At 52.4% G+C, this 24,560-nt stretch carries 19 protein-coding genes; 4 read left to right on the top strand and 15 right to left on the bottom strand.

Going from position 1 to position 24,560, the window contains the following annotated elements:
• Positions 1-193 precede the first annotated feature (193 nt).
• Positions 194-1,573 (bottom strand): DNA repair protein RadA, encoded by a 1,380-nt coding sequence (radA, locus tag L975_RS07935; RefSeq protein WP_010862471.1) that lies wholly within the window; start codon positions 1,571-1,573, stop codon positions 194-196.
• 150 nt (positions 1,574-1,723) lie between these two features.
• On the opposite strand from radA, the gene L975_RS07930 reads away from it, so the two are divergent.
• Positions 1,724-4,135, top strand: coding sequence for a PilZ domain-containing protein (locus L975_RS07930; RefSeq protein ID WP_047708040.1), 2,412 nt, complete (start codon positions 1,724-1,726; stop codon positions 4,133-4,135).
• Positions 4,136-4,270: 135 nt separating this feature from the next.
• On the opposite strand, the gene serB is transcribed toward L975_RS07930, so the two are convergent.
• A complete protein-coding gene (gene serB, locus L975_RS07925) occupies positions 4,271-5,248 on the bottom strand; it encodes a phosphoserine phosphatase (protein WP_047708038.1) in 978 nt (325 codons plus the stop codon).
• Between the two features lie 437 nt (positions 5,249-5,685).
• Between serB and L975_RS07920 the strand changes: the two genes are divergently transcribed.
• The gene (locus L975_RS07920) at positions 5,686-6,396 is read left to right on the top strand and encodes a YtjB family periplasmic protein (protein ID WP_052181342.1); all 711 of its coding nucleotides are present in this window, start codon (positions 5,686-5,688) and stop codon (positions 6,394-6,396) included.
• Positions 6,397-6,526: 130 nt separating this feature from the next.
• Here the strand turns inward: L975_RS07920 and deoD are convergent, their stop codons facing one another.
• The 6 genes from deoD to L975_RS07890 form a co-directional block, all read right to left on the bottom strand.
• Entirely contained in the window at positions 6,527-7,246 is a 720-nt protein-coding gene (gene deoD / locus L975_RS07915) for a purine-nucleoside phosphorylase (protein ID WP_010862476.1), read from the bottom strand.
• 71 nt (positions 7,247-7,317) lie between these two features.
• Complete coding sequence (deoB, locus tag L975_RS07910; RefSeq protein WP_010862477.1) at positions 7,318-8,535, bottom strand: phosphopentomutase; 1,218 nt, start codon at positions 8,533-8,535, stop codon at positions 7,318-7,320.
• 16 nt (positions 8,536-8,551) lie between these two features.
• On the bottom strand, positions 8,552-9,883 hold the full coding sequence (gene deoA / locus L975_RS07905; RefSeq protein WP_039045720.1) for a thymidine phosphorylase: 1,332 nt from the start codon (positions 9,881-9,883) through the stop codon (positions 8,552-8,554).
• Between the two features lie 129 nt (positions 9,884-10,012).
• Positions 10,013-10,786, bottom strand: coding sequence for a deoxyribose-phosphate aldolase (gene deoC, locus L975_RS07900; RefSeq protein ID WP_010862479.1), 774 nt, complete (start codon positions 10,784-10,786; stop codon positions 10,013-10,015).
• 715 nt (positions 10,787-11,501) lie between these two features.
• A complete protein-coding gene (locus tag L975_RS07895) occupies positions 11,502-12,764 on the bottom strand; it encodes a NupC/NupG family nucleoside CNT transporter (RefSeq protein ID WP_170919644.1) in 1,263 nt (420 codons plus the stop codon).
• A gap of 250 nt (positions 12,765-13,014) precedes the next feature.
• Positions 13,015-13,851 carry a TatD family hydrolase gene (locus tag L975_RS07890; protein ID WP_230400792.1) on the bottom strand — a complete coding sequence of 279 codons (837 nt, stop codon included), beginning with the start codon at positions 13,849-13,851 and terminating at the stop codon, positions 13,015-13,017.
• A 213-nt stretch (positions 13,852-14,064) separates the two neighbouring features.
• On the opposite strand from L975_RS07890, the gene pdxH reads away from it, so the two are divergent.
• Both pdxH and L975_RS07880 read left to right on the top strand, forming a co-directional pair.
• On the top strand, positions 14,065-14,718 hold the full coding sequence (gene pdxH, locus L975_RS07885; RefSeq protein WP_010862482.1) for a pyridoxamine 5'-phosphate oxidase: 654 nt from the start codon (positions 14,065-14,067) through the stop codon (positions 14,716-14,718).
• Between the two features lie 482 nt (positions 14,719-15,200).
• The gene (locus tag L975_RS07880; protein ID WP_010862483.1) at positions 15,201-15,566 is read left to right on the top strand and encodes a hypothetical protein; all 366 of its coding nucleotides are present in this window, start codon (positions 15,201-15,203) and stop codon (positions 15,564-15,566) included.
• A gap of 112 nt (positions 15,567-15,678) precedes the next feature.
• Here the strand turns inward: L975_RS07880 and prfC are convergent, their stop codons facing one another.
• The 7 genes from prfC to agaF form a co-directional block, all read right to left on the bottom strand.
• The gene (gene prfC, locus L975_RS07875; protein ID WP_010862484.1) at positions 15,679-17,259 is read right to left on the bottom strand and encodes a peptide chain release factor 3; all 1,581 of its coding nucleotides are present in this window, start codon (positions 17,257-17,259) and stop codon (positions 15,679-15,681) included.
• Positions 17,260-17,635: 376 nt separating this feature from the next.
• The gene (locus tag L975_RS07870) at positions 17,636-20,059 is read right to left on the bottom strand and encodes a polysaccharide lyase 8 family protein (RefSeq protein WP_047708034.1); all 2,424 of its coding nucleotides are present in this window, start codon (positions 20,057-20,059) and stop codon (positions 17,636-17,638) included.
• 119 nt (positions 20,060-20,178) lie between these two features.
• On the bottom strand, positions 20,179-21,231 hold the full coding sequence (locus tag L975_RS07865) for a glycoside hydrolase family 105 protein (protein WP_369795323.1): 1,053 nt from the start codon (positions 21,229-21,231) through the stop codon (positions 20,179-20,181).
• Between the two features lie 8 nt (positions 21,232-21,239).
• Positions 21,240-21,998, bottom strand: a complete 759-nt coding sequence (gene kduD, locus L975_RS07860) for a 2-dehydro-3-deoxy-D-gluconate 5-dehydrogenase KduD (RefSeq protein ID WP_010862487.1) — start codon at positions 21,996-21,998, stop codon at positions 21,240-21,242.
• Positions 21,999-22,069: 71 nt separating this feature from the next.
• Positions 22,070-22,900: a 5-dehydro-4-deoxy-D-glucuronate isomerase gene (gene kduI, locus L975_RS07855; protein WP_039044604.1), complete on the bottom strand. Its 831-nt coding sequence runs from the start codon at positions 22,898-22,900 to the stop codon at positions 22,070-22,072.
• A gap of 25 nt (positions 22,901-22,925) precedes the next feature.
• The gene (gene nagA / locus L975_RS07850; protein WP_047708030.1) at positions 22,926-24,071 is read right to left on the bottom strand and encodes an N-acetylglucosamine-6-phosphate deacetylase; all 1,146 of its coding nucleotides are present in this window, start codon (positions 24,069-24,071) and stop codon (positions 22,926-22,928) included.
• A gap of 1 nt (position 24,072) precedes the next feature.
• Entirely contained in the window at positions 24,073-24,516 is a 444-nt protein-coding gene (gene agaF, locus L975_RS07845) for a PTS galactosamine/N-acetylgalactosamine transporter subunit IIA (protein WP_039044606.1), read from the bottom strand.
• Positions 24,517-24,560: the final 44 nt, after the last annotated feature.

Raw genomic sequence — 24,560 nt, 5'->3', positions numbered from 1 at the left:
GACTAATCACCACGACAAACCCCGCTTTGCGGCGCTGTCGTTACGCTTCTGGCGTCGTGGTTAATCACCACCAGCAACACCTATCACACAACGGGCCGCCCACTATGGGCGGCCCGTTAGTTTTTTCCTCACGCCGACATCGCTAGCCAGAATGATGCTCAGATGCCCGCACCTTGCATGCCCAGCGCCTGCATTACAGATCGTTAAACACATCCAACGCATCGGACAGTTTTTTCACCCCGAACACCTGCATACCGACCGGCGGCTGTTTTGGCATATTGGCAATTGGCACAATCGCCCGTTTAAAGCCATGTTTGGCCGCTTCGGTGATTCGCTCTTGGCCACTGGGCACCGGACGGATCTCGCCGGCCAATCCAACTTCACCAAAAATCACCAGATCACGCGGTAACGGACGATCACGTAAGCTGGACACCATCGCCAACAGCAACGCCAAATCGGCGCTGGTCTCGGTGACTTTCACCCCGCCCACCACGTTGACAAACACATCCTGATCGGCCATTTGCAACCCGCCATGCCGGTGCAATACCGCCAACAATAAAGATAAACGGTTCTGATCCAGCCCTACCGCCACCCGACGTGGATTGCCCAGCATCGAATGATCCACCAGCGCCTGAATTTCCACCAGCAGTGGGCGCGTCCCTTCCCACACCACCATCACGGAGCTGCCGGGCGCTTCTTCTTCACCGCGACTCAAGAAAATCGCCGACGGATTACTCACCTCACGCATCCCTTGCTCGGTCATGGCGAACACGCCCAGTTCATTAACCGCGCCAAAACGGTTTTTGTGGCTGCGCAGCATACGAAAACGTGAATCAGTATCACCATCCAGTAACACGGAGCAGTCAATGCAGTGCTCCAGCACTTTCGGGCCAGCCAGCGAGCCATCTTTGGTCACGTGACCGACCATGATGATGGCCACTTGCTTGGTTTTGGCAAAGCGCGTCAGGAACGCCGCCGTTTCCCGCACCTGCGCCACACTGCCGGGCGCCGATTGCACATCGGCCATGTGCATCACTTGAATTGAGTCGATCACCATGATCTGCGGCTGCTCTTGCTCGGCAATCAGGCAGATTTGCTCGACGCTGGTTTCCGACAGCATTTTCAATTTATCGGTCGGTAATCCTAAACGGTGCGCCCGCATCGCCACCTGCTGCAGTGACTCTTCCCCTGTCACATACAGGGTGTTCATCTGCAGCGCCAAACGGCACATGGTCTGCAACAGCAGGGTACTTTTCCCCGCGCCAGGGCTGCCACCAATCAAAATGGCACTGCCAGGTACCACGCCACCGCCCAGAACCCGATCAAACTCCTTAAAACCGGAGGAAAAGCGAGGCAGTTCCTGTAGACTAATCTCGGCGAGGGTTTGTACCTTGCTACTGCCTGCATGACCGGCGTAGCCGCTCAAGCGTTCGTTACGACTGCCGGCCGCGCTGGCCAAACGCACTTCCGTAATGGTATTCCAAGCCTGACAGGCACTGCACTGCCCCTGCCAGCGCGGATAATCCGCGCCGCACTCATTGCACACAAAGGCACGTTTTGCTGCTTTCGCCACGGTAAGATGTTCCTTTAGTGAACTGGCAGTCGACAAAGGCCGCAAAGCCGCGCCATATCTGGCCACCGCCTCTGTCGTTACCGGATGGTTTTGTTAAACTGTATGCCGACAATCGGACTTTTTAAGCTTACGTAACAGTGATTGAGGATTATGCGTACTTCTAAACCGGATGAGCTCAATGCCATCCTACAGCAACTGATCCCTATGGGTTTGCATCCTAATTTGGATGATCTCATCCACAATATGTTGCCGGACAGTACGCCAAATGAACGCCTGCAACTGAAAATGCAGCTGCGCGAATTACACACCCCCTGTCTGCAACCGATCGACTTACGTAATCGTGTTGATGGCCGCTGCTATGAGCACCATATTCTGGGCCTCACGCACTGGCTGGATGATATCGCCCTCAACCTGTTTAAGCAGCAACTGGAATTGTATCAGCAACGCTATACCCGCGGGGTATACGATGCCGTGATGCAGGCCCACAATAATTTTAAAGTCCTGCACCAGAAAAAACAGCAGCGCAACAGCGAGCCTGAGCCAGATACCACCGAGGTAACCAATCCAGCCAGCAAAGCACTGGAAACCAAAAAGCTGCCAGTTAAAGTCGCGCGCTTTGGCTATCAGTTTATGCGCAACGAAATTCGCCTGCTGTATCACAGCCAAGTGCTGATCACCTTGTTGGAAACCCAATATCTGGTGCACGGCATAACGCTAGATATCTCGCTGGCCGGCTTGTGTCTGCGCGTTCCGCATGCAGTAGCGTTCAAGCTAGGACAAGAGCTGAACGTTCAGTTCGGCTCGCTGGGCGACAAACTGGGTTTGCCAGAGCTGCGTAATGGCGTCAATTACCTGATTGTCGGCATTGAGCGCCAGCCACAGCGCCAATTACTGCGCCTGCACATCAGTCAACCTGAACCTATCATGCAGCGTCTGATGGGCGCACTGGCACGCAGTGGCAGCAAGCAGGTACGGCTGAATGTTGATGATCTGCTCGAGCAGTTGCGCATTCGTGGCTTTGAGCAATCTTATCTTAACGCCACCACCACCTTGCCGCTGCTGATCAGTCAGCAAGGGACCTTGTATGCCCTGCACTCGCAAAATAACCGCGAGCTGTATCAATACTGGCACGATGAAGAGTATCAACCGGTGCTGGGGCGCTTTTTCACGCCTGAGCGCCTAAGCAAAATTTGTCCGCCGGGGGTTTCAACTGTTAAATCGCTGCTGTATAGCTTTATCCATCGCCAAGGCGGGCGCGCCTTTTTCTATTGCGCCCTGAACTCAGAGCTGACCGATCGCGCGCAGCGTAAACTGTTCTGGCATACCGGCGCGCGCCGACCGAGTTTCCGCGTACAGCGCCTGATCATCCGCCAGCTGACGGCCGATGATTTTAGCCCGCACGCGGAGCAGCAAACCCTGATTGCCGAGCATCAGTTAGGCGATCTGCGCTATCTGGTGTTACTGCAAGATTTAAGCAGCGAAGAGATCCGCAGCGAATATCAGCGCACGCCAAAGCCAAGCCTGCCTTTAGAGCAGCTCAACGAATACTGCTTACCGCGCCACAGTGTACCGACCTTCGAGGTCAACATGTCGCAAGAGCCGCGCCGTCAGGCGCCGCGCTATCGTCATCAGACCGAGGTGGAAGTGACCACGCCCGCCCAGCAAAAGGTGATTGGCTATACGGTCGATTTCTCGGAAACCGGCCTGCGCATCGTACTCGGACAACCGGTAGACGTGCGGCGTAATCAGCCGCTGCTGCTGGCGTTCCCGAAGTGGCAGTCACTGGATAAGCAAATTCCGCTGCGCAACTTGCCGTATCGGGTGCTGTATATCAACGCCGAGCAAAACCAGCTGGTACTGACCGCCAGTGGTCAGCCGGACGAACATACCGGCGTGCAGTTTATTCGCCGCTTGATCAACGCCAACCGCGGCGTGCTGCAAGAAGATACCGAACGTCAGCCACTACCGGGGATCATCGATATCTTCCGCCAGCTGACGGTGCCGCATCTGGCCAGCATTCCGATCTTCGTGGTGAAGGAAAATAACCTGTTCCGGCCAACGGCGCTGGGGATCACTCCAGCGACTTACCACCTAAACCACCGTCTAGGCCAAGACAGCACTGACGATCTGCTCGATCCGCTGCTCGGGGAATATTGGTCACAGCTAGTGTGTCGGCCGCTGAACGAGCCATCGCGTCACGCGCTGCCCACCGATGTGAAAATTTATCTGTCGCTGCGCCAAGAGCGCTGGCAGCACAAGTTGCACGCCAAAAAGTTGGAAAGTGAGTTTGCCTCCAAGCAAGAGCAAGCAGAGTTTATCCGCCACGCCATGCGCCACGGCGAATTTATCGCGCTCAAGTTCCAGTTAACCCGCTACCAGCGCAATATTTTGCATCCGAACTTGATGCGTGATTTTCATCAGTTGATCCGCGCTAACCTCAGCCAAGCACGCACGTTGGAGCAAGAGCTGCTGGCATTGTCGGCGATGATTGAGTTGACCGATTGCACCGAAGAAGTGCTGCTGCGACAAGAGATGCACGGCAGTTTGTCGGATAGCCACTAATCCGCCATGCAGTGCTTTGACCATGCAGCGTTTCAACCACGCTGAGCGCGATTGCGCAACATAACGCCAAATAAAGCGCAGCCAATCAACAATAACGGCCTCCCTAGGGAGGCCGTCAGGCTAAACGCGCAGCTATTAGCAATCTCGGCACAAACTGGCCGATAAGATACACAGCACGCCCATCAAATCCGCGTGACGGATCACCACCTTGGCCTGCGCTTGCACTTTCGGCTTGGCGTGAAACGCGATGCCTAAGCCAGCCGCTTGCAGCATTTTCAGATCGTTAGCGCCATCACCAATCCCAACCGTGTTACCGTGCGAAATAGCATATTGCAGCGCCAGTTCGCGTAACACCTGCGCTTTGCGCTCAGCATCCACAATCGGGCCAACCACTTCACCGGTTAAGCGCCCAGCTTCAATACCTAAACAATTGGCCTCGGCATGCACCAATTGCAGGCGCTGCTTGAGCTCATCGGCAAAGTAGGTAAAGCCGCCGGAGGCAATCGCAACTTGCCAGCCAAAAGCTTGCAGTTTACGCACCAGCTCGGTCAGGCCCGGCATCAACGGCAAACTGTCCAATACCTGCGCTAAAATAGCGCTATCGGCGCCGCGCAGGGTACCGACACGCTGACGTAAGCTTTGGGCAAAGTCTAACTCACCGCGCATCGCACGCTCAGTCACTTCAGCCACTTGTTCACCGGTGCCCGCTAAACGAGCGATTTCATCGATACATTCAATCTGAATTGCGGTGGAGTCCATATCCATCACCAGCAATCCGGGGTGACGCAGTGACGGCTCCGCACCCATGCGCGCGACATCCAGCTGCAATGCGTCAGCCGCCGCGGCAGCATCCGTCGGCAGCTCACCGGCTAAGCGAATGACCTGATAATCACTGACACGCCACACCGATACCAGCACGATGGCTTCGTCTAACTGACGCTGAAAACGGTCTAAACAGGCTTTATCTAAATTTTTCCCATACAGCAGCCATCCGCTTGCTCCCGCGGTATAATCAAGCGGCACCACTTCGCCCCGGCACAATGACAGCGGCAACAACGGCCAGTCAGAAATCGTCGACGGGAGGTGGGCAAAACTGACATCCTGATAATTCATGTGTGGCTTCCTGCTCTTGGTCCGTGAACAGCACGCAGGCGTCGTCTGCGTGAAGCAAAGTTGTGCTGATTAGGCTGATAAGAAAATGGCGCATAACGGCTTCGCACAGTCTGCTCTTCGCTGCATATCTCATGCATCAGCGGTAAAGCAAACGAGTGCGCGACGCAGTATTGCTGCATCAAACTATCCTATTGCAGGGCTCTCTGGCAACTCTTGCCGCACGCCGATGCGCGCAGATGCCGTTGAGAAACGACGCCGTGGATAAAGCGCGCCGCGGATAAAATGCGTCGAGGATGTCAGAGCGCGGATGAAAAACGCCACAAAAAAACGAAATCATAGGGAGCGTATAACCTGTACGCGCACTCCCTTGCTGTTACTGATAAATTAACGCTGTCGCCTTACTTGTTCGTGCGCACTGTTTACACTGAGATCTTCTGATGCCGATAATCAATTTTATCAAATATCACCTGCGCACTATCCTGATTTGCAGTATCGGGGCCTGTTTGCTGCTGTTGATGCTGCAATGGGCCAGCGTGTTTGGTATGAGTGCGCAAGCCTCGCGATCCAATCAGGTCGATCAGCTGGCGCGCACCTTAACGCGGCAAATCGCCGGTAACCTCTCGCCCCTGATGAATAATGACGACGCTTCGGATCATGTCAGCGCCCTGCTGGACAAACTGACGCGCGAAGATCGGATCTTGGATGCCAGCGTCTACCGCATTGACGGCACTTTAATTGCGCAATCGGGTACCGCAACGACAGTGCGTGAACGTCTTGGGCTGGAAGGCAGTCAGCGCAATGCGCTGTTTAATCGGCAGATGGTGGAAGTGATCACCGAAAATAATGTGCCACTGGGCTTTTTACGGGTGACGCTGGATACCCACGTGCAATCCACTGACGATCGCCTGATTGATAACACCACCACGCTGATCCGTCTGATGCTGTTGACCTCGGCGTTAATTGGCGCGGTGATGGCGCATATGCTGCTGAAAAACCGCACCTTCCATTGGCCACTGCGTAGCAGTGCAGCAATCGAAACAGCTGCCGCCGCGCCAAAACGCCCCGCACCCAGCGAGCCTTCGGTGGCCCAGCTCAAACAGCGCCGCCGCCGCCGTATGCCGGTGCGCAAGCCGCCCCAACGCCGTTAATACACGGCCAGCGTGCTCAACTGGCTGAAGTCATAACAAGCCATAAAAAAAGCGATGCCTTAGCATCGCTTTTTTGTACTGCGGTATCCCTTGTGAGCTTCCCCAAAGAGATGACCACTAAGGGACAGGATTACTCCTGATCGCCCAGCAGAACAGATTCCAGCGCGATTTCAATCATGTCGTTGAAAGTCAGCTGACGCTCTTCAGCCGTAGTCTGCTCGTGAGTACGGATATGGTCAGACACGGTGCAAATGGTCAGCGCTTTAGCACCGAACTCTGCCGCCACGCCGTAGATACCGGCCGCTTCCATTTCCACACCCAGCACGCCGTATTTTTCCATCACGTCGAACATGGTTGGATCTGGCGTGTAGAACAGATCCGCAGAGAAGATGTTACCCACGCGCACGTTAGTGCCTTTGGCTTTCGCTGCATCAACGGCGTTACGCACCATGTCAAAGTCAGCGATAGCAGCAAAGTCGTGATCCTTGAAACGGATACGGTTTACTTTGGAATCGGTGCACGCACCCATACCGATGATCACTTCGCGCAGCTTCACGTCAGTGCTCACAGCACCGCAAGAGCCCACACGGATGATTTTCTTCACACCGTATTCGGTGATCAGCTCTTTAGCATAGATGGAGCAGGATGGGATACCCATACCGTGGCCCATCACAGAAATCTTACGGCCTTTGTAAGTACCGGTGAAACCCAGCATGTTACGCACGTTGGTCACTTCAACTGCGTCTTCCAGGAAAGTTTCTGCAATGTATTTAGCACGCAGCGGATCGCCTGGCATCAGAACGACGTCAGCAAAAGCACCGTTTTCAGCATTAATGTGCGGAGTTGCCATTGTTATAGGTTCCTTATTAGTTATTGCTTTACTCAGACCAAACTTGACTCAGACTAAAACGTCAGACCGTATCAGAACAGAGGTTTACCAAAATCCATCGGGGTGGTACCAAAGTACCCTGCCAGCGTCTGCCCGATGTCGGCGAAGGTTTCGCGCAAGCCCAGTGAGCCCGGTTTTACTTTCGGACCGAACACCAGCACCGGAATGTGCTCACGGGTGTGATCGGTACCCTGCCATGTCGGGTCACAACCGTGATCCGCAGTCAGAATAAGAATATCATCTTCGCCGACCAGAGACAGCATTTCTGGCAGACGGCGGTCGAACAGCTCCAGCGCCGCGGCATAACCGGCAACGTCACGACGGTGACCGTACGAAGAGTCGAAATCCACAAAGTTGGTGAACACGATGGTGTTATCACCAGCTTGCTTCATCTCTTCCAGCGTCGCGTCAAACAGCGCATCGATACCGGTCGCTTTCACCTTCTTGGTGATACCGACATGGGCATAGATATCGGCAATCTTACCGACCGACACCACATGGCCGTTTTTCTCATCCACCAGCTTTTTCAACACGGTGTCTGATGGTGGCTCAACCGCCAAGTCTTTACGGTTACCGGTACGTTGGAATTCACCTGGCTTGTTGCCGACAAACGGACGCGCAATCACGCGGCCAATGTTGTAGCCATCGAGCTCTTCGCGCACGATTTTGCACAGGTCATACAGATTATCCAGACCGTAGGTCTCTTCATGGCAAGCAATCTGGAATACCGAGTCTGCCGAGGTGTAGAAAATCGGCTTGCCGGTACGCATGTGCTCTTCGCCCAGCTCATCCAGAATTTGAGTGCCGGAAGCATGGCAGTTACCCAAGTAACCTGGCAGCTTAGCGCGCGCTACGATGCGATCCAGCAGCTCTTGCGGGAAGCTGTTGTCGTGAGAGGAGAAGTAGCCCCAATCAAACAGCACCGGCACACCGGCGATTTCCCAGTGACCAGACGGGGTATCTTTACCGGAGGACAGCTCAGCAGCATGGCCGTAAGCGCCAATGATCTCTGCCTGAGGATCAAGACCTGCCGGGAAACGACCGGTGGATTCTTCGGCCGCTTTGCCAAGGCCCATACGGCTTAAGTTTGGCAGATGCAAAGGCCCTTTACGGCCGTTGTCTGCTTCACCGTTGGCGCACGCGTCAGCGATGTGACCCAGGGTATCCGCCCCAACATCACCAAATTTAACAGCATCTTCGGTAGCACCGATGCCGAATGAATCCAAAACCATGATAAAGGCGCGTTTCATGTGTGGCCTCCGTTAATTAAAGATCGTTCAGGCGAATACGGCGGTAGACATCAGGTGTCGGTGCCGGCGCTTCGCTGCTGATGGAAATAGCGTTCTGTATCGCGTTGGCAGCCTGCTGCCATTCGCTTTCGTTACGGGCATGGACGAGTGCCAGCGGACGCGAGGCATCCGCAATCTGACCCAGACGCAATACCTGATTAAAGCCCACGCTGTAATCGATGGTATCGCCGGCATTACGGCGACCGCCGCCCATCCCCACCACGGCCATACCCAGAGCGCGGGTATCCATGGCAGAAACAAAACCGTTAGTTAAAGCATAAACCGGTTTAATCACCGTAGCCTGCGGTAAATACCTATCGTAATGTTCGATAAAATCGATAGGACCACCCAGCTCCGCCACCATACGACCAAAGATTTCGGCCGCGCGGCCATTATCCAGCACCGCATTCAGTTTGGCGCGTGCTTCCGTATCATCGGCAGCCAGACCGGACACCTGCAGCATCTCGCTGCACAGCGCCATGGTCACTTCATACAGACGTGGGTTACGGTATACCCCAGTCAGGAATTCCACCGCCTCACGCACTTCCAGCGCATTACCGGCACTGGAGGCCAGCACCTGATTCATATCGGTCAGCAGCGCCGTGGTCTTACAGCCTGCGCCATTGGCCACGCCCACAATCGAACGCGCCAACTCTTCTGATGCGGCGTAGGTTGGCATAAAGGCACCGGACCCCACTTTCACATCCATCACCAGCGCGCCCAAACCGGCGGCCAATTTCTTCGACAAAATCGATGCGGTGATCAGTGAGATGGAGTCTACCGTGGCGGTAATATCGCGGGTGGCGTAAAAACGCTTATCCGCAGGGGCTAAATCACCGGTCTGGCCGATGATCGCCACGCCCACCTCACGGGTGATACGACGAAAACGCGCATTGTCCGGATGAATGTCATAACCCGGAATGGACTCCAGCTTGTCCAGCGTACCGCCGGTATGGCCCAAGCCACGGCCTGAAATCATCGGCACATAACCGCCACAGGCGGCCACCATCGGGCCTAACATCAAGGAGGTGACATCACCCACCCCACCGGTGGAGTGCTTATCCACCACCGGGCCCGGTAAATCCAGATCATCCCAGCGCAGTACCATGCCGGAATCACGCATCGCCATGGTCAGCGACACGCGCTCATCCATGGTCATATCCTTGAAATAGATAGCCATCGCCAGCGCAGCAATTTGGCCTTCGCCAATGCTGTTATCAGCCACGCCCTGAATGAAAAATCGAATCTCAGCATCGCTCAGGGCAATGCCGTCGCGTTTTTTACGAATAATCTCTTGCGGCAGGAACATGGTTCACTCCCTAAGACTGCGGTCAGGATACAGAACATCAAGAGTGCCGGCTGACCGGCACTCTGTCAGACTCGAGGTGCTCAAACACCTTCGGATTATCGTGGAGAACGGGTGCTAAACAGCGCGCCCTTAGTAGCTGCTGTTGCTAGTGGCATCATAGCCCAGGGTATTGAGCAGGCTTGCCAGCAGGCTAGAAGCACCGAAACGGAAGTGACGCTTATCCGCCCAGCCGCTGCCCAGAATGTTGTCAGCCAGCGCCAGATACTGCGCCGCTTCTTCCGCGGTACGCACACCACCGGCAGGTTTGAAGCCCACACGCTCAGACACGCCCATGTCACGGATCACTTCCATCATGATGCGGGCATATTCCAAGGTAGCGTTCACAGCAACCTTACCGGTTGAGGTCTTGATAAAATCAGCACCAGCATCGATAGAGATTTCAGACGCACGACGGATCAGCGCCTCTTCTTTCAGCTCACCGGTTTCGATGATCACTTTCAGCAGCACATGCTCGCCGCACGCATCTTTACAGGCTTTCACCAGGTCAAAACCAACCTGCTCGTTACCCGCCATCAGAGCGCGGTATGGGAATACCACGTCAACTTCATCCGCACCATAGGCCACTGCCGCACGGGTTTCCGCCACTGCAATCGCAATGTCATCATTACCGTGTGGGAAGTTAGTCACTGTAGCAATGCTGATGTCTGGTGTACCTTGCTCACGCAATGTTTTGCGCGCAATCGGAATAAAACGCGGGTAGATACAAACGGCCGCAGTTTCGCCAGCCGGGCTTTTGGCCTGATGACACAGCGCAATCACCTTTTCATCGGTGTCGTTGTCATTCAGTGTGGTCAGATCCATCAGACGCAAAGCGCGCTGTGCAGAAACTTTAATATCAGTCATGTGACTCTCCAACTCAACAAATCACTCAAAATTTGGGGCGCCGGCTGTCTGCCGGCTCCTGCGAGCGTTGGCGAGCGGACTTGTTCCCTGAAGACTTGAACATGATTTATTCGGCAATCATTGCCTGTTCAAGCGACATCCCTTTCACCGCACCCCTGCATACATCAGGGCTTAATTCCAGCGGTTAGCAAGCTAATTACCCGACAATTTCACAACACTGCCACTCTTGTTGCAATGCTAAGGAATTATAACATGAGACGATTCACAAAATATCGTACCGGAATCGTTTTCGTCAGCAGCCAAAATTCACGCTTCACCGGCTTGGTCAGTAATTTAACGCGCGCATCTCGCCGTCAACGCCCTCAAATTACTCGTCCACCCACACCCAAAATCACCACCATGCCGAGAGCCCAAAAGCAAAAATTCAGTCAGGGATCACCAGACAAAAGACAAAAAGATGAGAGATGAGAAATGAGAGATGAGAGATGAGAGATGAGAGATGAGAGATGAGAGATGAGAGATGAGAGATGAGAGATGAGAGGATCATCATGCAACCCAAAACAACCGGCCACAACAACGCGCTCTTATCCGTGCTCTTATCCAAAGAGAAATCCAGATAAAAAAATAACGCCACTCCTTACGGATGTGGCGTTATCACGTTTAGCATTCAATGTAACGGCATGACTGACCGGCTTCACCGGCCAATCAATAACGCTTACAGTGCCAAGAAGAAACCAGCGATAGTTGCACTCATCAGGTTAGACAGCGTACCCGCAACCACCGCCAACAGACCCAGACGGGCGATGTCGTGACGACGCGTTGGTGCCATGCTACCCAGACCACCCAGCAGGATAGCCACAGAAGACAGGTTAGCAAAACCACACAGAGCAAAGGAAATGATTGCTTTAGTGTGTGCAGACAGCACTTGCAGGCCAGCCGCGGCCACTTCTGCATCTGGCTTCAGGTACGGGGCAAAGTTCAGGTAAGCCACGAATTCGTTCACGATCACTTTCTGACCGATGAAAGAACCAGCGACATTCGCTTCGCTCCAAGGTACACCGATGATGAACGCCAGAGGAGAGAACACGTAACCTAAGATCAGCTCCAAAGACAGCTGCGGATAACCGAACCAGCTACCTACACCTGCGAAAATACCGTTGATCAGCGCGATCAGACCGATAAACGCCAGCAGCATCGCACCTACGTTCAGGGCCAGTTGCATACCAGATGCGGCACCGGCAGCAGCAGCATCGATAACGTTAGCTGGCTTGTCTTCCGCGTTGGCAGTATCAATTTCGTTAGTATCGCGCTCAGCTTCGGTTTCAGGAACCAGCAGCTTAGCGAACAGCAGACCACCCGGTGCGGCCATGAAGGACGCAGCAATCAGATACTCCAACGGCACGCCCATCGACGCGTAACCCGCCAGTACGGAGCCCGCTACGGATGCCAGACCACCACACATTACCGCAAACAGCTCAGATTTGGTCATGGTCGCGATGTATGGACGAACCACCAGCGGCGCTTCAGTCTGACCCACGAAGATGTTCGCTGTTGCAGACAGAGACTCAGTACGAGAAGTACCCAGAGCCTTTTGCAGCGCACCACCTAAAATCTTGATAACCCACTGCATAATGCCTAAGTAGTACAGCACCGCGATCAGGGAAGAGAAGAACACGATAACTGGCAGAACGCGCAGGGCGAACACGAAGCCACCGCCGCCAAATACTTCGAACATTTTGTCAGAAGTCAGGCCGCCGAACAGGAAGTTAATCCCTTGGTTACCGTAAGCAATCACGTTTGCTACTGCTTCGGACATACCCAGCAGCACCTTACGGCCCGCTGGTACGTAAAGTACAAAGGCACCGATACCAGCTTGGATAGCAAATGCGCCACCCACTGTACGTAACTTAATGGCTTTACGGTTGCTGGAAAGCAGTACTGCAATTCCAATCAACACGGCCATGCCAACGAGGCTCATAATCAATTGCATGGAAGAAGATCCCTATGGTCTGGACACAGCAAATAATCGTATCAAAATATATCAGGCGAATTTAAACGAGGCTCACCTTGAAAACGGCGCTCATTATACATAGGGGAAGGGTCTCTTTCTTTACTCACATCACAAAAGTTACCCACCTTCAGAAACAATTATCATAAACACTAGACACCGATCACACTAATGACACCTCGATACCAGAGCTGACGCGCGGTTAATCGCTTGCGTTCACTCACAAATTTAGCATTTTAACGCTGTTTTTATAGACAATTTCAGCGATGTAATCCGGCGATTCGCTACGCAGTTCACACAATGCCTGAAAGACTTGTTGTACCCGCTCAGGCCGATTCGGTTGACCTTGATAACCACTTAATGGCATATCCGGCGCATCCGTTTCTAACACCAAACACTCCAACGGTAGCGCCGCCACCGTACGGCGGGTTTTCTGCGCCCGCGCATAGCTGATCACGCCCCCTACACCAATACAGAGCCCTAACGCCACAAAAGCCTGCGCTTGTTGCAGTGAGCCGGAAAAACCGTGTAACACACCGCCTCTTGCCGGCGGACAGCGGCGCAGTTCTCGCAACAACAGATCGTGGCTTTTGCGCGAGTGCAACACCACCGGCAGCGCAAAACGTTTGGCCAATGCCAATTGTGCGCGCAGCAATGTGATTTGCCGCGCCAGATCCGGCTCCGGCATCCATAAATCCAACCCGATCTCACCGATCGCCGCCACTTTTAGCGGCCGCCCGTCATCAGTGCACAGTGCTCCGGCGGCATATTGGGTTAATAGCGTCTCTAAGTGGGCCAGCGCACTCTCCGTGTGCTGCGCCACAAAAAGCGGATGTAACCCCAAAGCGGCATAAATCCCCTCCTGCGCCGATAGCGCCAGCACGGCGGCAAAATTTTGCTCGCTCACCGCCGGCACCAACATGGCCGCTACGCCTTGAGATCGCGCCTGCGCCCACGCCTCCTCACTGTGCCCTGCAAACGGCGACGCATCAAAATGGCAGTGCGTATCAATCAATGGGTATTGATGAATCAATGTTTCTGTCTCTATCTGTGCCAAGCGAACTCCCCTTGTTGGCTCACGCTGCTTTTCTCATCCTGACCATCAGCCCCCCGCCAACACTTACCTTACGCGCCCCCCCAACAGCGTGCCGCAGAGCACAATACGGGCGCAAAGCACACTTTTTTGCTCAGCGACTCGCCAATTCCTTTATGCTGTCGGTCAGTTGTTTTACCCTGTGCCTATTTATATGACGAAAAGGATGACGCAACCATGTCATTACTGAATAAACTACGCTGCGCCATGACGATGGGGCAAGGTCTGGCTCTGCCTGAGCACTCTCCACAAGAAAATGATCAGCCATATCAGCTGTTTCAGAAGTGGTTTCACGATGCCCAAGACTCCGGGATTATCCTGCCCGAATCGATGACGTTGGCCACCGTCAGTGCCGATGGTCAGCCTTCCGCACGTATTGTACTGCTCAAAGATGTGACCGAAGACGGATTCACCTTCTACACCAACTACGAGAGCCGTAAAGGGGAAGAGCTGGAGCAAAACCCGAAAGTAGCGCTGGTATTCCACTGGAACATCTTGCAGCGTCAGGTACGCATTGAAGGCACTGTCGAGCGCGTCAGCCGTGAAACCTCAGATCGTTACTTCCAAAGCCGCCTGCGCGGAAGTCGAATTGGCGCTTGGGCATCGCATCAATCGCGTCCACTGAGCAGTCGTGAAGAATTGGAGCAACGCGAAGCGGAGTTTGCTAAGCAATTCGCCGGCGGTGATGTACCGCTACCACCATACTGGGGTGGCTATCTGGTGCGTCCACATGCCATCGAGTTTTGGCAGGGCAAAGCCAGCCGTCTGCACGACCGCATCCGCTTTGAGCGCGTGGGCGAAAACTGGCAGCCACAGCGCCTGAATCCGTAATCGCTGGCGCGCTGTCGCTGTATTAGGAATCGCGGGAATAGCGCAACGCGCGCGCCCATGACAGCGCGAAAAGTAATGTCGGTGGGCGGAAGCTCCGCCCTATTATCGGCCTTACTCATCACCGATAGACTCATGCCATGCGGCAGCCAAAGTCGAATACTTCGGCTGCCATCTTTCCTTCCTGCACAAACGCGCTCGTCTTCTGTCCGGGCAAAACTAACCTGCACCACCCCCACCGAAAGCAAACATAAAAACGCACGCAAACAACATATAAATTCAATTTAAGCAAAAAATTTAGCTGCCCGTGCTGAATTTAGCCTGCTATGCCAGTGTATATTAAAACAGCAGTTGACAAACTTGGTTACAATGGGAAATTATCGGAAAAGGTGTCCTGACCTGCACAAGGTGAATCTGAACACAGGTGGCGCACTGAGCGGACACAGCGCCTGCCTGTTTATTGAATGAACAAATAAGGAGTTATCATGCAAGAGTCAACCCGAGCACGAGTAGCAGCCATCATCGGTGCGGCAGCGCGTGATAAACGGGTGCTGTCTGTCTATGATTATCACGCAGGACGCTACAAGAACACCCAGGTCAAGATCAGCAGTGGCCGGATCCGCGGTTATGACGTTAACAGCGGCAGCCACTTCATGAGCAATCAAGGGCGCCCGGGCAAACTGGATTTTTATGATGCCCAGACTCGCTCAAAAATTCAGCTCGAACTGAGCGGTAATCGCTTTAAAGGTTACGATTTCCATACCGGAAAATATTTCCACGGCAGCGTCAACGGCCATGCCATTGGTCTGTACGACACCGAAACCGGTCGGGTATATAATTATTCAGCCTGACACAGCGTCAGTTCGACGGTCGGCAGCCTGCTCTCGAGCATAAAGACGGCCATAACATCGACCATAAAAAAGCGCCTTGCGGCGCTTTTTTGTTCTGTCTGACAGCGTGGCATTAATGCTCGCGCGTTTTGCGGAATTTCACTTCCGGATAGCGTTCTTGCGTCAGGTTCAGGTTAACCATGGTTGGCGCGATGTAAGTCAGGTTATCGCCGCCATCCAGCGCCAAGTTCATTTCGTTCTTACGCTGGAACTCGTCGAACTTCTTGGCATCGTCACACTCAACCCAACGGGCCGTTGACACGTTCACCGACTCATACAGCGCATCCACGTTGTATTCCGACTTCAGACGCGCCACCACTACGTCAAACTGCAGCACACCGACCGCACCCACAATCAGATCGTTGTTGATCAGCGGACGGAACACCTGCACGGCACCTTCTTCAGACAGCTGTACCAGACCTTTGAGCAGCTGCTTTTGCTTGAGCGGATCACGCAGACGAATACGGCGGAACAGCTCTGGCGCAAAGTTCGGGATCCCGGTGAACTTCATATCTTCACCTTGGGTGAAGGTATCACCAATCTGGATGGTTCCGTGGTTGTGCAGACCGATGATATCGCCAGCATAAGCCTCTTCAGCCTGCTCACGATCGCCGGCCATAAAGGTCAGCGCATCAGAAATGCCCACATCTTTACCCAGACGCACATGGCGCAGTTTCATGCCCTTTTCATACTTACCGGACACGATCCGCATGAAGGCTACACGGTCACGGTGCTTCGGATCCATGTTCGCTTGGATCTTAAACACGAAGCCGCTGAACTTCTCTTCTTCCGCCGACACGGTACGGGTATCGGTCTGACGTGGCATTGGCGCGGGCGCCCACTGCACCAGACCATCGAGCATATGATCAACACCGAAGTTACCGAGCGCGGTACCGAAAAATACAGGAGTCAGCTCACCGTCTAAAAACGCTTGCTCATCAAACTCGTTAGACGCGCCTTGTACCAGCTCCAGCTCATCACGCAGCTGCGCCGCCAAGTCTTCACCCACCGCTTTATCCAGCTCAGGGTTATCCAGACCTTTAACGATGCGCACTTCCTGAATGGTGTGGCCCATACCGGTTTGATACAGGTAGGTTTCATCTTTGTACAGATGGTACACACCCTTGAACAGCTTGCCGCAGCCAATTGGCCACGTGATTGGCGCACAAGCAATTTTCAGCTCGCTTTCCACTTCATCCAGCAATTCCATCGGATCGCGGATGTCACGGTCAAGTTTGTTCATGAAGGTCAGGATCGGCGTATCACGCAGACGGGTAACTTCCATCAGCTTACGGGTACGATCCTCAACACCTTTGGCGGCATCGATCACCATCAGACAGCAGTCAACCGCGGTCAAGGTACGGTAGGTATCTTCCGAGAAGTCTTCGTGACCCGGGGTATCCAGCAGGTTTACCAACGCATCGCGGTACGGGAACTGCATTACAGAGGTGGTAATCGAGATCCCACGCTGCTTTTCCATCTCCATCCAGTCGGATTTCGCATGTTGGCTTGAACCACGACCTTTTACCGTACCTGCGGTCTGAATGGCCTGTCCGAACAGCAACACTTTTTCCGTGATGGTGGTTTTACCGGCATCCGGGTGAGAGATAATTGCAAACGTGCGGCGAGTAGCCACTTCCTCTAGATATGACATAAAGCTTGGCAAATCCTGTAATTAATAAAGGAGATACAAGACTGGGTTACTATCTTGCCCTCTTCTGCAATACACGCAGTCGTACCGCGGTCGCAAACCGACGCGCCATACCACCTAAAATCAGTACTAATGATAACAACAGAGAGAACCGACAGTCTTGAGTCTGTCAGGCCCGGAACGGCCGCAGCCGGAGGGGCCGGATTATAGCTGAAAAATAGAGCAGCGTCAGCCCGCTATCATACGCGCTATTATCCTCCCCATACATGACGAAAAAGGCTCAGATCACCGATTTCAGTGACCTGAGCCTATCCATGCCTACTACGGTGATGAGGAATTGAGCACCACCGAGTACCAGCGGAGCCTATTTCGCCGAATGTTATTTCACGCTAAACAGATACGTTTGCCCACGTAGATTGTGCATATCCACCATCACTTCTTTATGACCGCTAATCTGTACACGGTTTTGTGGATCAGAGATGATTTTCACCGGTTTGTTAAAGCGCAGCGTAATATGCGCTTGTGTCTGCAGAGGATCGGTCAACGCAATCTGCTTTCGCCCTTTCTCTTGCTTAAGTAACAGCGCGGCCGCGCCTGACACGGTGACATGCGGAGTTACCGCCACCTCTTCGATGCCCCACACCGTGGCTGCCACAACACCTTTCTCTGGATAGCTGGCAATATGGGCGCTCTCGTCCTGACGCACGAGTTTGATTGGAGCGTCTTGTACGTACTCATCCAAATCCTCCGCCTCAGGTAACCAGATATAGGCATAGCGGTTATTTTGCTGGCTGTGGCTTTGTGTTGCGGTAATAAAGTTTGCCGTTACTTGACCGGATTTAGTGCCAATCTCGCTCCAATCTCCGCTGCGCCGGCTTTGAGTTAAGTTAATACTCGTTGGCTGTAAAAAGAGGTAACCACTGCCTTTCCCCTCTGCCGAGCGGGTGAGCCGAATACTTTTGGCCGTTACCTGTGCTTCGCCCTGCCATGGCTGACCATCCAGATACACATTCACCGTTTGATCCTGAGACAACTTGCGATTCAATACAGTGGTAGTCACGTCTGCACCAATATGCGACTGAATATTTGAGCCAACAAACACAATCTCGTCATCGAACATGTACCAAGACTTTTTGGCGCTCAAGGTGTCATTCCAGTTAGAGAACTCCATCCCGACAACGCCCATCTCATCCAATTTAGCGCCACCAACCCAGCCCATGGTGGTTTTCGAGCCGCCTTTGAGCTGATTACGTTGCCCTTGGCAGTCAGCCATCAATTGGTTATCAACTGTAGTCCCCTCCAAACGGTAACTGTCTACCGCTGGCCAGAAATCTTGATAGCTGTCGAGCTGATCGGTATAGAGATACGCCATGCCATCCCCAGTGAACCAGCCGCGGCGATTCTCCTCATTCATGCACTCAAAATTACCCGTTCGATTGGAGTGCAATGCCAGAGCAAAAGCCCAGTCATCTTGACGAAAGACAGCTCTTTCCATAGCGGGGAAATAATGAAAGCCCTCCGCTTCATCCTCATACTCTTCAATGCGCGGATCACTAACTAACTCTTTGGCTTTTAAGTAATTGCCGACATGGTTAATCGAAGTCAGTGGGTTTAAAAGCGTATCCGACGTAATTTGCTCTTTAATCAACTGCTTTAGTCGCATTTGATATTCAGGAGCCGCAGCATCGATATAATACAAAAGAGAGTTGATGACATTATGACCAACTTGATGCCCTTGCTCCTGCGGTCGAGAAATCGCTCGCCCGTTAACAAATTCCATCATGGTGCCGCGAAATAAGAACGGCGCGTAACTTTTGAAAATTATCGGATAAATTTCCTGCAACTTAGGATCTGTCGCTTGCCAAGGTGAACCAGCAACTAAATCAATTAACGCGCCTAATCCCCCTAACAACACATTGCCATAAGTGCCGTTGTAAGCAATATCATAGTGTTGGATGAAACTGCCATCCGTATAAAAACCATCTCTGGTGCTCACATATTCAACCACCGGAGATAACGCCGTTACCGCAGCATTTATCTCTGCCGCATTATTGTCGAGCACCCCGCGCAGCAACACCACTTGACTGTTATCTGTTCGATTTCCGCCCGTAGACTCCCGGTATTTAGGGTTACTGGAAGTATCGGCACCCGGACCTGCACCAAGATGGGTCGGTAATGGAGTAAAATAGCGGGTAGCGGCTGTATTTGCTTGAATTAACTCACTCGGTAACTGTTCATACAGTACGATTAAAATATTGTGGATATCTTTTGGGATCCCGAGTTCCCAATGCCACCAATTCCCCCATTCCTTAACGCCGGGTTTATAATAGCGCTGATTAAGAAACGCTAAACCATCAATAATGGATTGCAGTAATTGAGGTTGCTGATACAACTCTCCGCCCGCCATTTGATAGGCTTTGGCCATACTGAACAGGCGTTGATATGAGCTACGTAAATTAGCGCCCAGTTTCTTTTTACCCGCGTCGGTCACGTCATCTAAAGGCAAATCGCGCCACAAGCTCAAACGAGATTCAGCAATTAACATATTTGCCCACTGCTTATTCGCCTCGCGATTCGTGGTGGCAATGCGCGCTAACAGCTCTTCATCTAATTGTGCTGAATCAGTACCTAAAAAACCGCTGCGCCATTTACTACGTAACTGCTGGTAATCACTTTCGGCACGTATATCCATCAACGCTGCCGTTTCTGGCTCACTCAGGGCGTAACTGGCTTGTGGACTTAGCACTAATGTCGATAGCAGAGAGAGCAAAAAGACTCGGCTAGGCTTGGTACGTCTACTCATTCAGATTCACTCCATTACGATAGCCCTCAGGCAATCAGCAGTGCCAAGGCGGGCTTAATTCCATGTGTAGAGAACAGACAATAAAAAAACAGCTGGCATCAGCCAGCTGTCGGTAAGCATTATTTTGTCAGCGCAAGCAAAGCCGAGCCGGCTAATAAGAAGGCACCTGCGCCGTAGTCGATATTATGTTCCGCCCGTACATCACGCGGATTGAACGCCGGTAACTGAACCCACCCCAACATGCCGTTGTCATGAATACAGCTCAGCAAGGCCAGCCATGCTTTTTCAATCACCGGCAAATAGGTTTCACGGTCTAAAATCCCAAGACTGATGCCACGCGCCAGTCCATAACAGAACAACGCGGTAGCACTGCTCTCTTTTGCTGGGAAACTTTGTGGGTCAAGTAAGCTAGTACGCCACATGCCATCCGCTTGCTGATAAGGAATAACCACCGCAGCTAATTCTCGGTAAGCACTAACATACTGCTCACGCGCAGCAAAATCCGCAGGCATACGATCCAGCAAACGAGGCAGCGCTGCTAACACCCAGCCAATCCCTCGGCTCCAAAAAACTTTCTCGCCGTTGCTTTCGCGCAGTTCACCGCCTCGACCATCTGGGATATAGCGTTGATCGCGATAAATTAATCCTGTTTGTGGATCTTTGAGATGCGCCATCGCATCCCAAAATGCGCTATTCATATAATCCAAATACTTGCGCTCGCCAGTCACCTGACTCAATGCCGCAAATGCCGGTGGAGCCATAAACAGCGAATCACACCACCACCAATCTTTACGTCCCGGCTGCGGCTCATTCAGCATCAGATCAAAGGCTTTGATGGTCGGCTCCAGCGCTTCCACTTTATTGATCAGCGGATAAACATCCAGATAGGCCTGACAACAGACATGATCATCGGCAAAACGGGGATTGGGGCCAGTGCGAAATCCGGTATGCAGGGTGTAATTCATGACGCCATCGAGATATTCATTATCATCAGTGGCTTGCCACGCAGTCGCGACACACGACCAAAACACGCCGCGCTCCCAGTCGGTGTCTTTAATAAAACGCGTTTTCCCTGTGCTACGTACCACACTGCGGGTCTGATGATCACGCTGATATTGGTACACGCGCTTCATCGATGTGAGAATGCACTCTGAGTTCAAAAAAGACATCATGCGCCTCCTTAGCGAGCCAACCAACCACCATCAACCGCAATGGTATAGCCATTGACATAATCACTGGCGGAGGAAGCGAGGAAAATCGCTGGGCCTTCCAGATCTGATGGCAAGCCCCAACGGTTCGCTGGAATTCGCTCCAGGATCGCCGCATTACGCTCAGCATCAGCACGCAACGCTTCCGTGTTATTGGTTGCCATATAGCCTGGCGCAATTGCATTCACGTTAATGTTATGCGCCGCCAATTCGGTGGCCAACGCACGCGTCACGCCCATCACCGCAGACTTACTGGCGGTATACGACGGCACACGGATCCCGCCTTGGAAAGAGAGCATTGAAGCAATATTGATAATTTTGCCGCCGGTACCCTGCTTGATAAATTGTTTTGCTACCGCTTGTGATAAGAAGAAGACCGTTTTCAGATTGATATCCAAAACGTCATCCCAATCTTTCTCGGAAAACTCGAGCAAATCCTGACGACGGATGATCCCGGCGTTATTTACCAGTACATCAACCCGCCCCATGACTTCCACGGCTTCTGCCACGATTTGAGTCAGCTGATCTTGCTGTAATAAGTTCGCCGTAATGTAATGAAATTTACGCCCGATTTTTTCAATCTTTTCTTGTGTTTCTGGCGCGGGTACATAACCTACGCCCACCACATTAGCCCCCGCCTTAGCCAGACCAATGGCCATTCCTTGACCCAAACCAGTATCACAACCAGTCACAATCGCAACTTTGCCGGTCAAATCGAACAGATTATTCATCTTGGATCCTTTTCCTTGCTGTCATCCTGTATGCCAAGGAGATGCCTCCTTGGCGAGGAGTAAAAGATGGGTTATTTCAAATCGCTCATAGCGACATGATCCATATCGTGGAAGGTCTGGTTCTCACCCACCATTCCCCAGATAAAGGTATAAGCAGAAGTACCGACACCGGAGTGAATCGACCAACTTGGGCTAATAACCGCCTGCTCATTACGCACAACCAGATGGCGTGTCTCTTGTGGCTCCCCCATGTAATGGAACACCACGTTGTCTTTATTCATGTCAAAATAGAGATACACTTCCATGCGGCGCTCATGAGTGTGGCACGGCATGGTGTTCCACAAACTGCCCGGCGCCAGTTCAGTCATGCCCATGAGCAACTGGCAAGTTGGCAATACCGATGGATGCAAATATTTGTAGATGGTGCGCACGTTACAGTTTTCCGGTGACCCTAACGTTTCTGGTGCCGCATCATCGCGTGTGATTTTACGAGTGGGGTAAGAATGATGAGCCGGTGCACAATTCAGATAAAAACGCGCAGGACGCGCCGCATCAACACTGGCAAAACGGATATCTTGCGCACCAACTCCGACATAAATGGCTTCACGCTCGCCAATTTCGAAGGTTTTACCATCCACAATCACTAAACCAGGTGCACCAATATTGATAACGCCGAGCTCTCGACGTTGCAGGAAAAAATCGACCCCGATTTCCTTGCCACCAGTAAGAGCAATCGGTTCTGCTTTTGGCACAACACCGCCAATGATGATGCGGTCGATATGGCTGTAAACTAATTGGATTGCGCCATCTTGAAATAAATTTTCAATCAGAAACTGCTCACGCAAGCCCGCAGTATCGAGTTGCTTGGCATGCTGACTATGAATTGGCTGACGAATTTCCATATGTTCTTCCACCACTCATTATTGATTATTTGATAAAAACCCACTCACCATCCAGCATGGTTTGCTGGAGGTGAAAATCGTGATCGACAACAGCAAATGAAGCCGCTTTTCCGATGGCAATATCACCTAACTGGTCATCGATTTTGAGGTAACGCGCCGGAACCGCCGTCGCCATTTGTACGGCTTCCCATTCATCAATTCCGACACTAAAAATCATATTGCGCACCGCGTGATCCAAACTGCAGGTACTCCCCGCTAATGACCCATCCCGCGTTCGCGCCTCACCATGGCTGACCGAAACTGTTTGCGCGCCTAATACATAGTCACCATCCGGTAAGCCTCCTGCACGCATACAATCGGTGATCAACGCGATGTTTTGGTATCCGTTCATGCGATAAGCAAGCTGCATCATGACAGGGTGAACATGCACGCCATCGGCGATCAGTTCACAAAGGATCTGGTGATAAAGTAACGCACCGCAGCAACCTGGCTCACGGTGATGCAAGCCACGCATCCCATTGAAAAGATGCACACCACAGTCCATTCCCGCTTCATACAGCTCTTGTGTCTGCACGAAAGAGGCATCTGAATGTGCCACGGAAACTTTAATGCCTTGCTCAACCAACCAATGCGTTAATTCCGGGGCATCAGGAAACTCCGCCGCCATTGCAACTCGTAACAACGAGCCATCAGCAATAGCCACTAATTGGCTTAATTCCTCACGCAGTGGTGCTTTCAGATAAGCAGTAGGATGTGAGCCACGACAAGGTTCAGTGAAGTAAGGACCTTCCAGGAAACTACCAACTAAACGAGCGCCACCGCTCTGCTCTTGGCGAAATTGGCGCACCATCGCAATCGCTCGCACAATGTCATCCCAAGGAGCCGTGACTGTCGTTCCAACCCATGCCACGACGCCAGTGGATAACAAGGCATGACTGATCTTCTGCAACGCCTCTGGTGAGGCGTCCATCACATCATGCCCAGCACGACCGTGAATATGCATATCAATAAAGCCGGGTAATAAGCTTTTCCCGCTCAGCTCTATCACAGGCATATCAGAGGGTCGCGAATAACGAATATCCGTTACCTGACCGTTATCAACAACAACATACGCATTATTTAAAATGCCATTGGCCGTGAAAACCCGCTCAGGATGCAGTGAAAATGGCATATTACAACCCATCTTCACATTCAAGTTCAGGCTGACTTTGCATTGCTGCATTAAGCTCTTTACGCATATCCTGTAATGAGGCATGACCGATATCTAATAAAATATCCATCAGTTCAGGAATATTAACGCCATCTCGTTCGAAAATAGCATTGGCAATCATTGGTAAATTAGCACCGGCTAGCATTTCATAGGCTGGCTCATCCATTAAAATGGCCGACGCACGATTAGAGGGGGAGCCGCCAGGCACGTCAGTTAAAAATAAAACGCCCTCTCCTGCATCAACAGACTTAGCCGCCAGACGTAATGTATTTTCTAATTCATCAGTCGACATTGATTCTACAAAATCGACATAAGCAATATTTTCAGCATCACCAGCAATAGCGCGAACCGCTGAAGCCATACCAGAGGCAAAATTAATATGCCCAGAAACTACAATCCCGATCATGATTAACAATCCTTTGAAGCTGATATGGGAGAGGTTTAATCCTC

The sequence above is a fragment of the Plesiomonas sp. ZOR0011 genome (assembly GCF_000800945.1).
Lineage (GTDB): Bacteria > Pseudomonadota > Gammaproteobacteria > Enterobacterales > CAMTGL01 > Plesiomonas > Plesiomonas shigelloides.
This window is presented reverse-complemented; position numbering and strand designations above follow the sequence as displayed.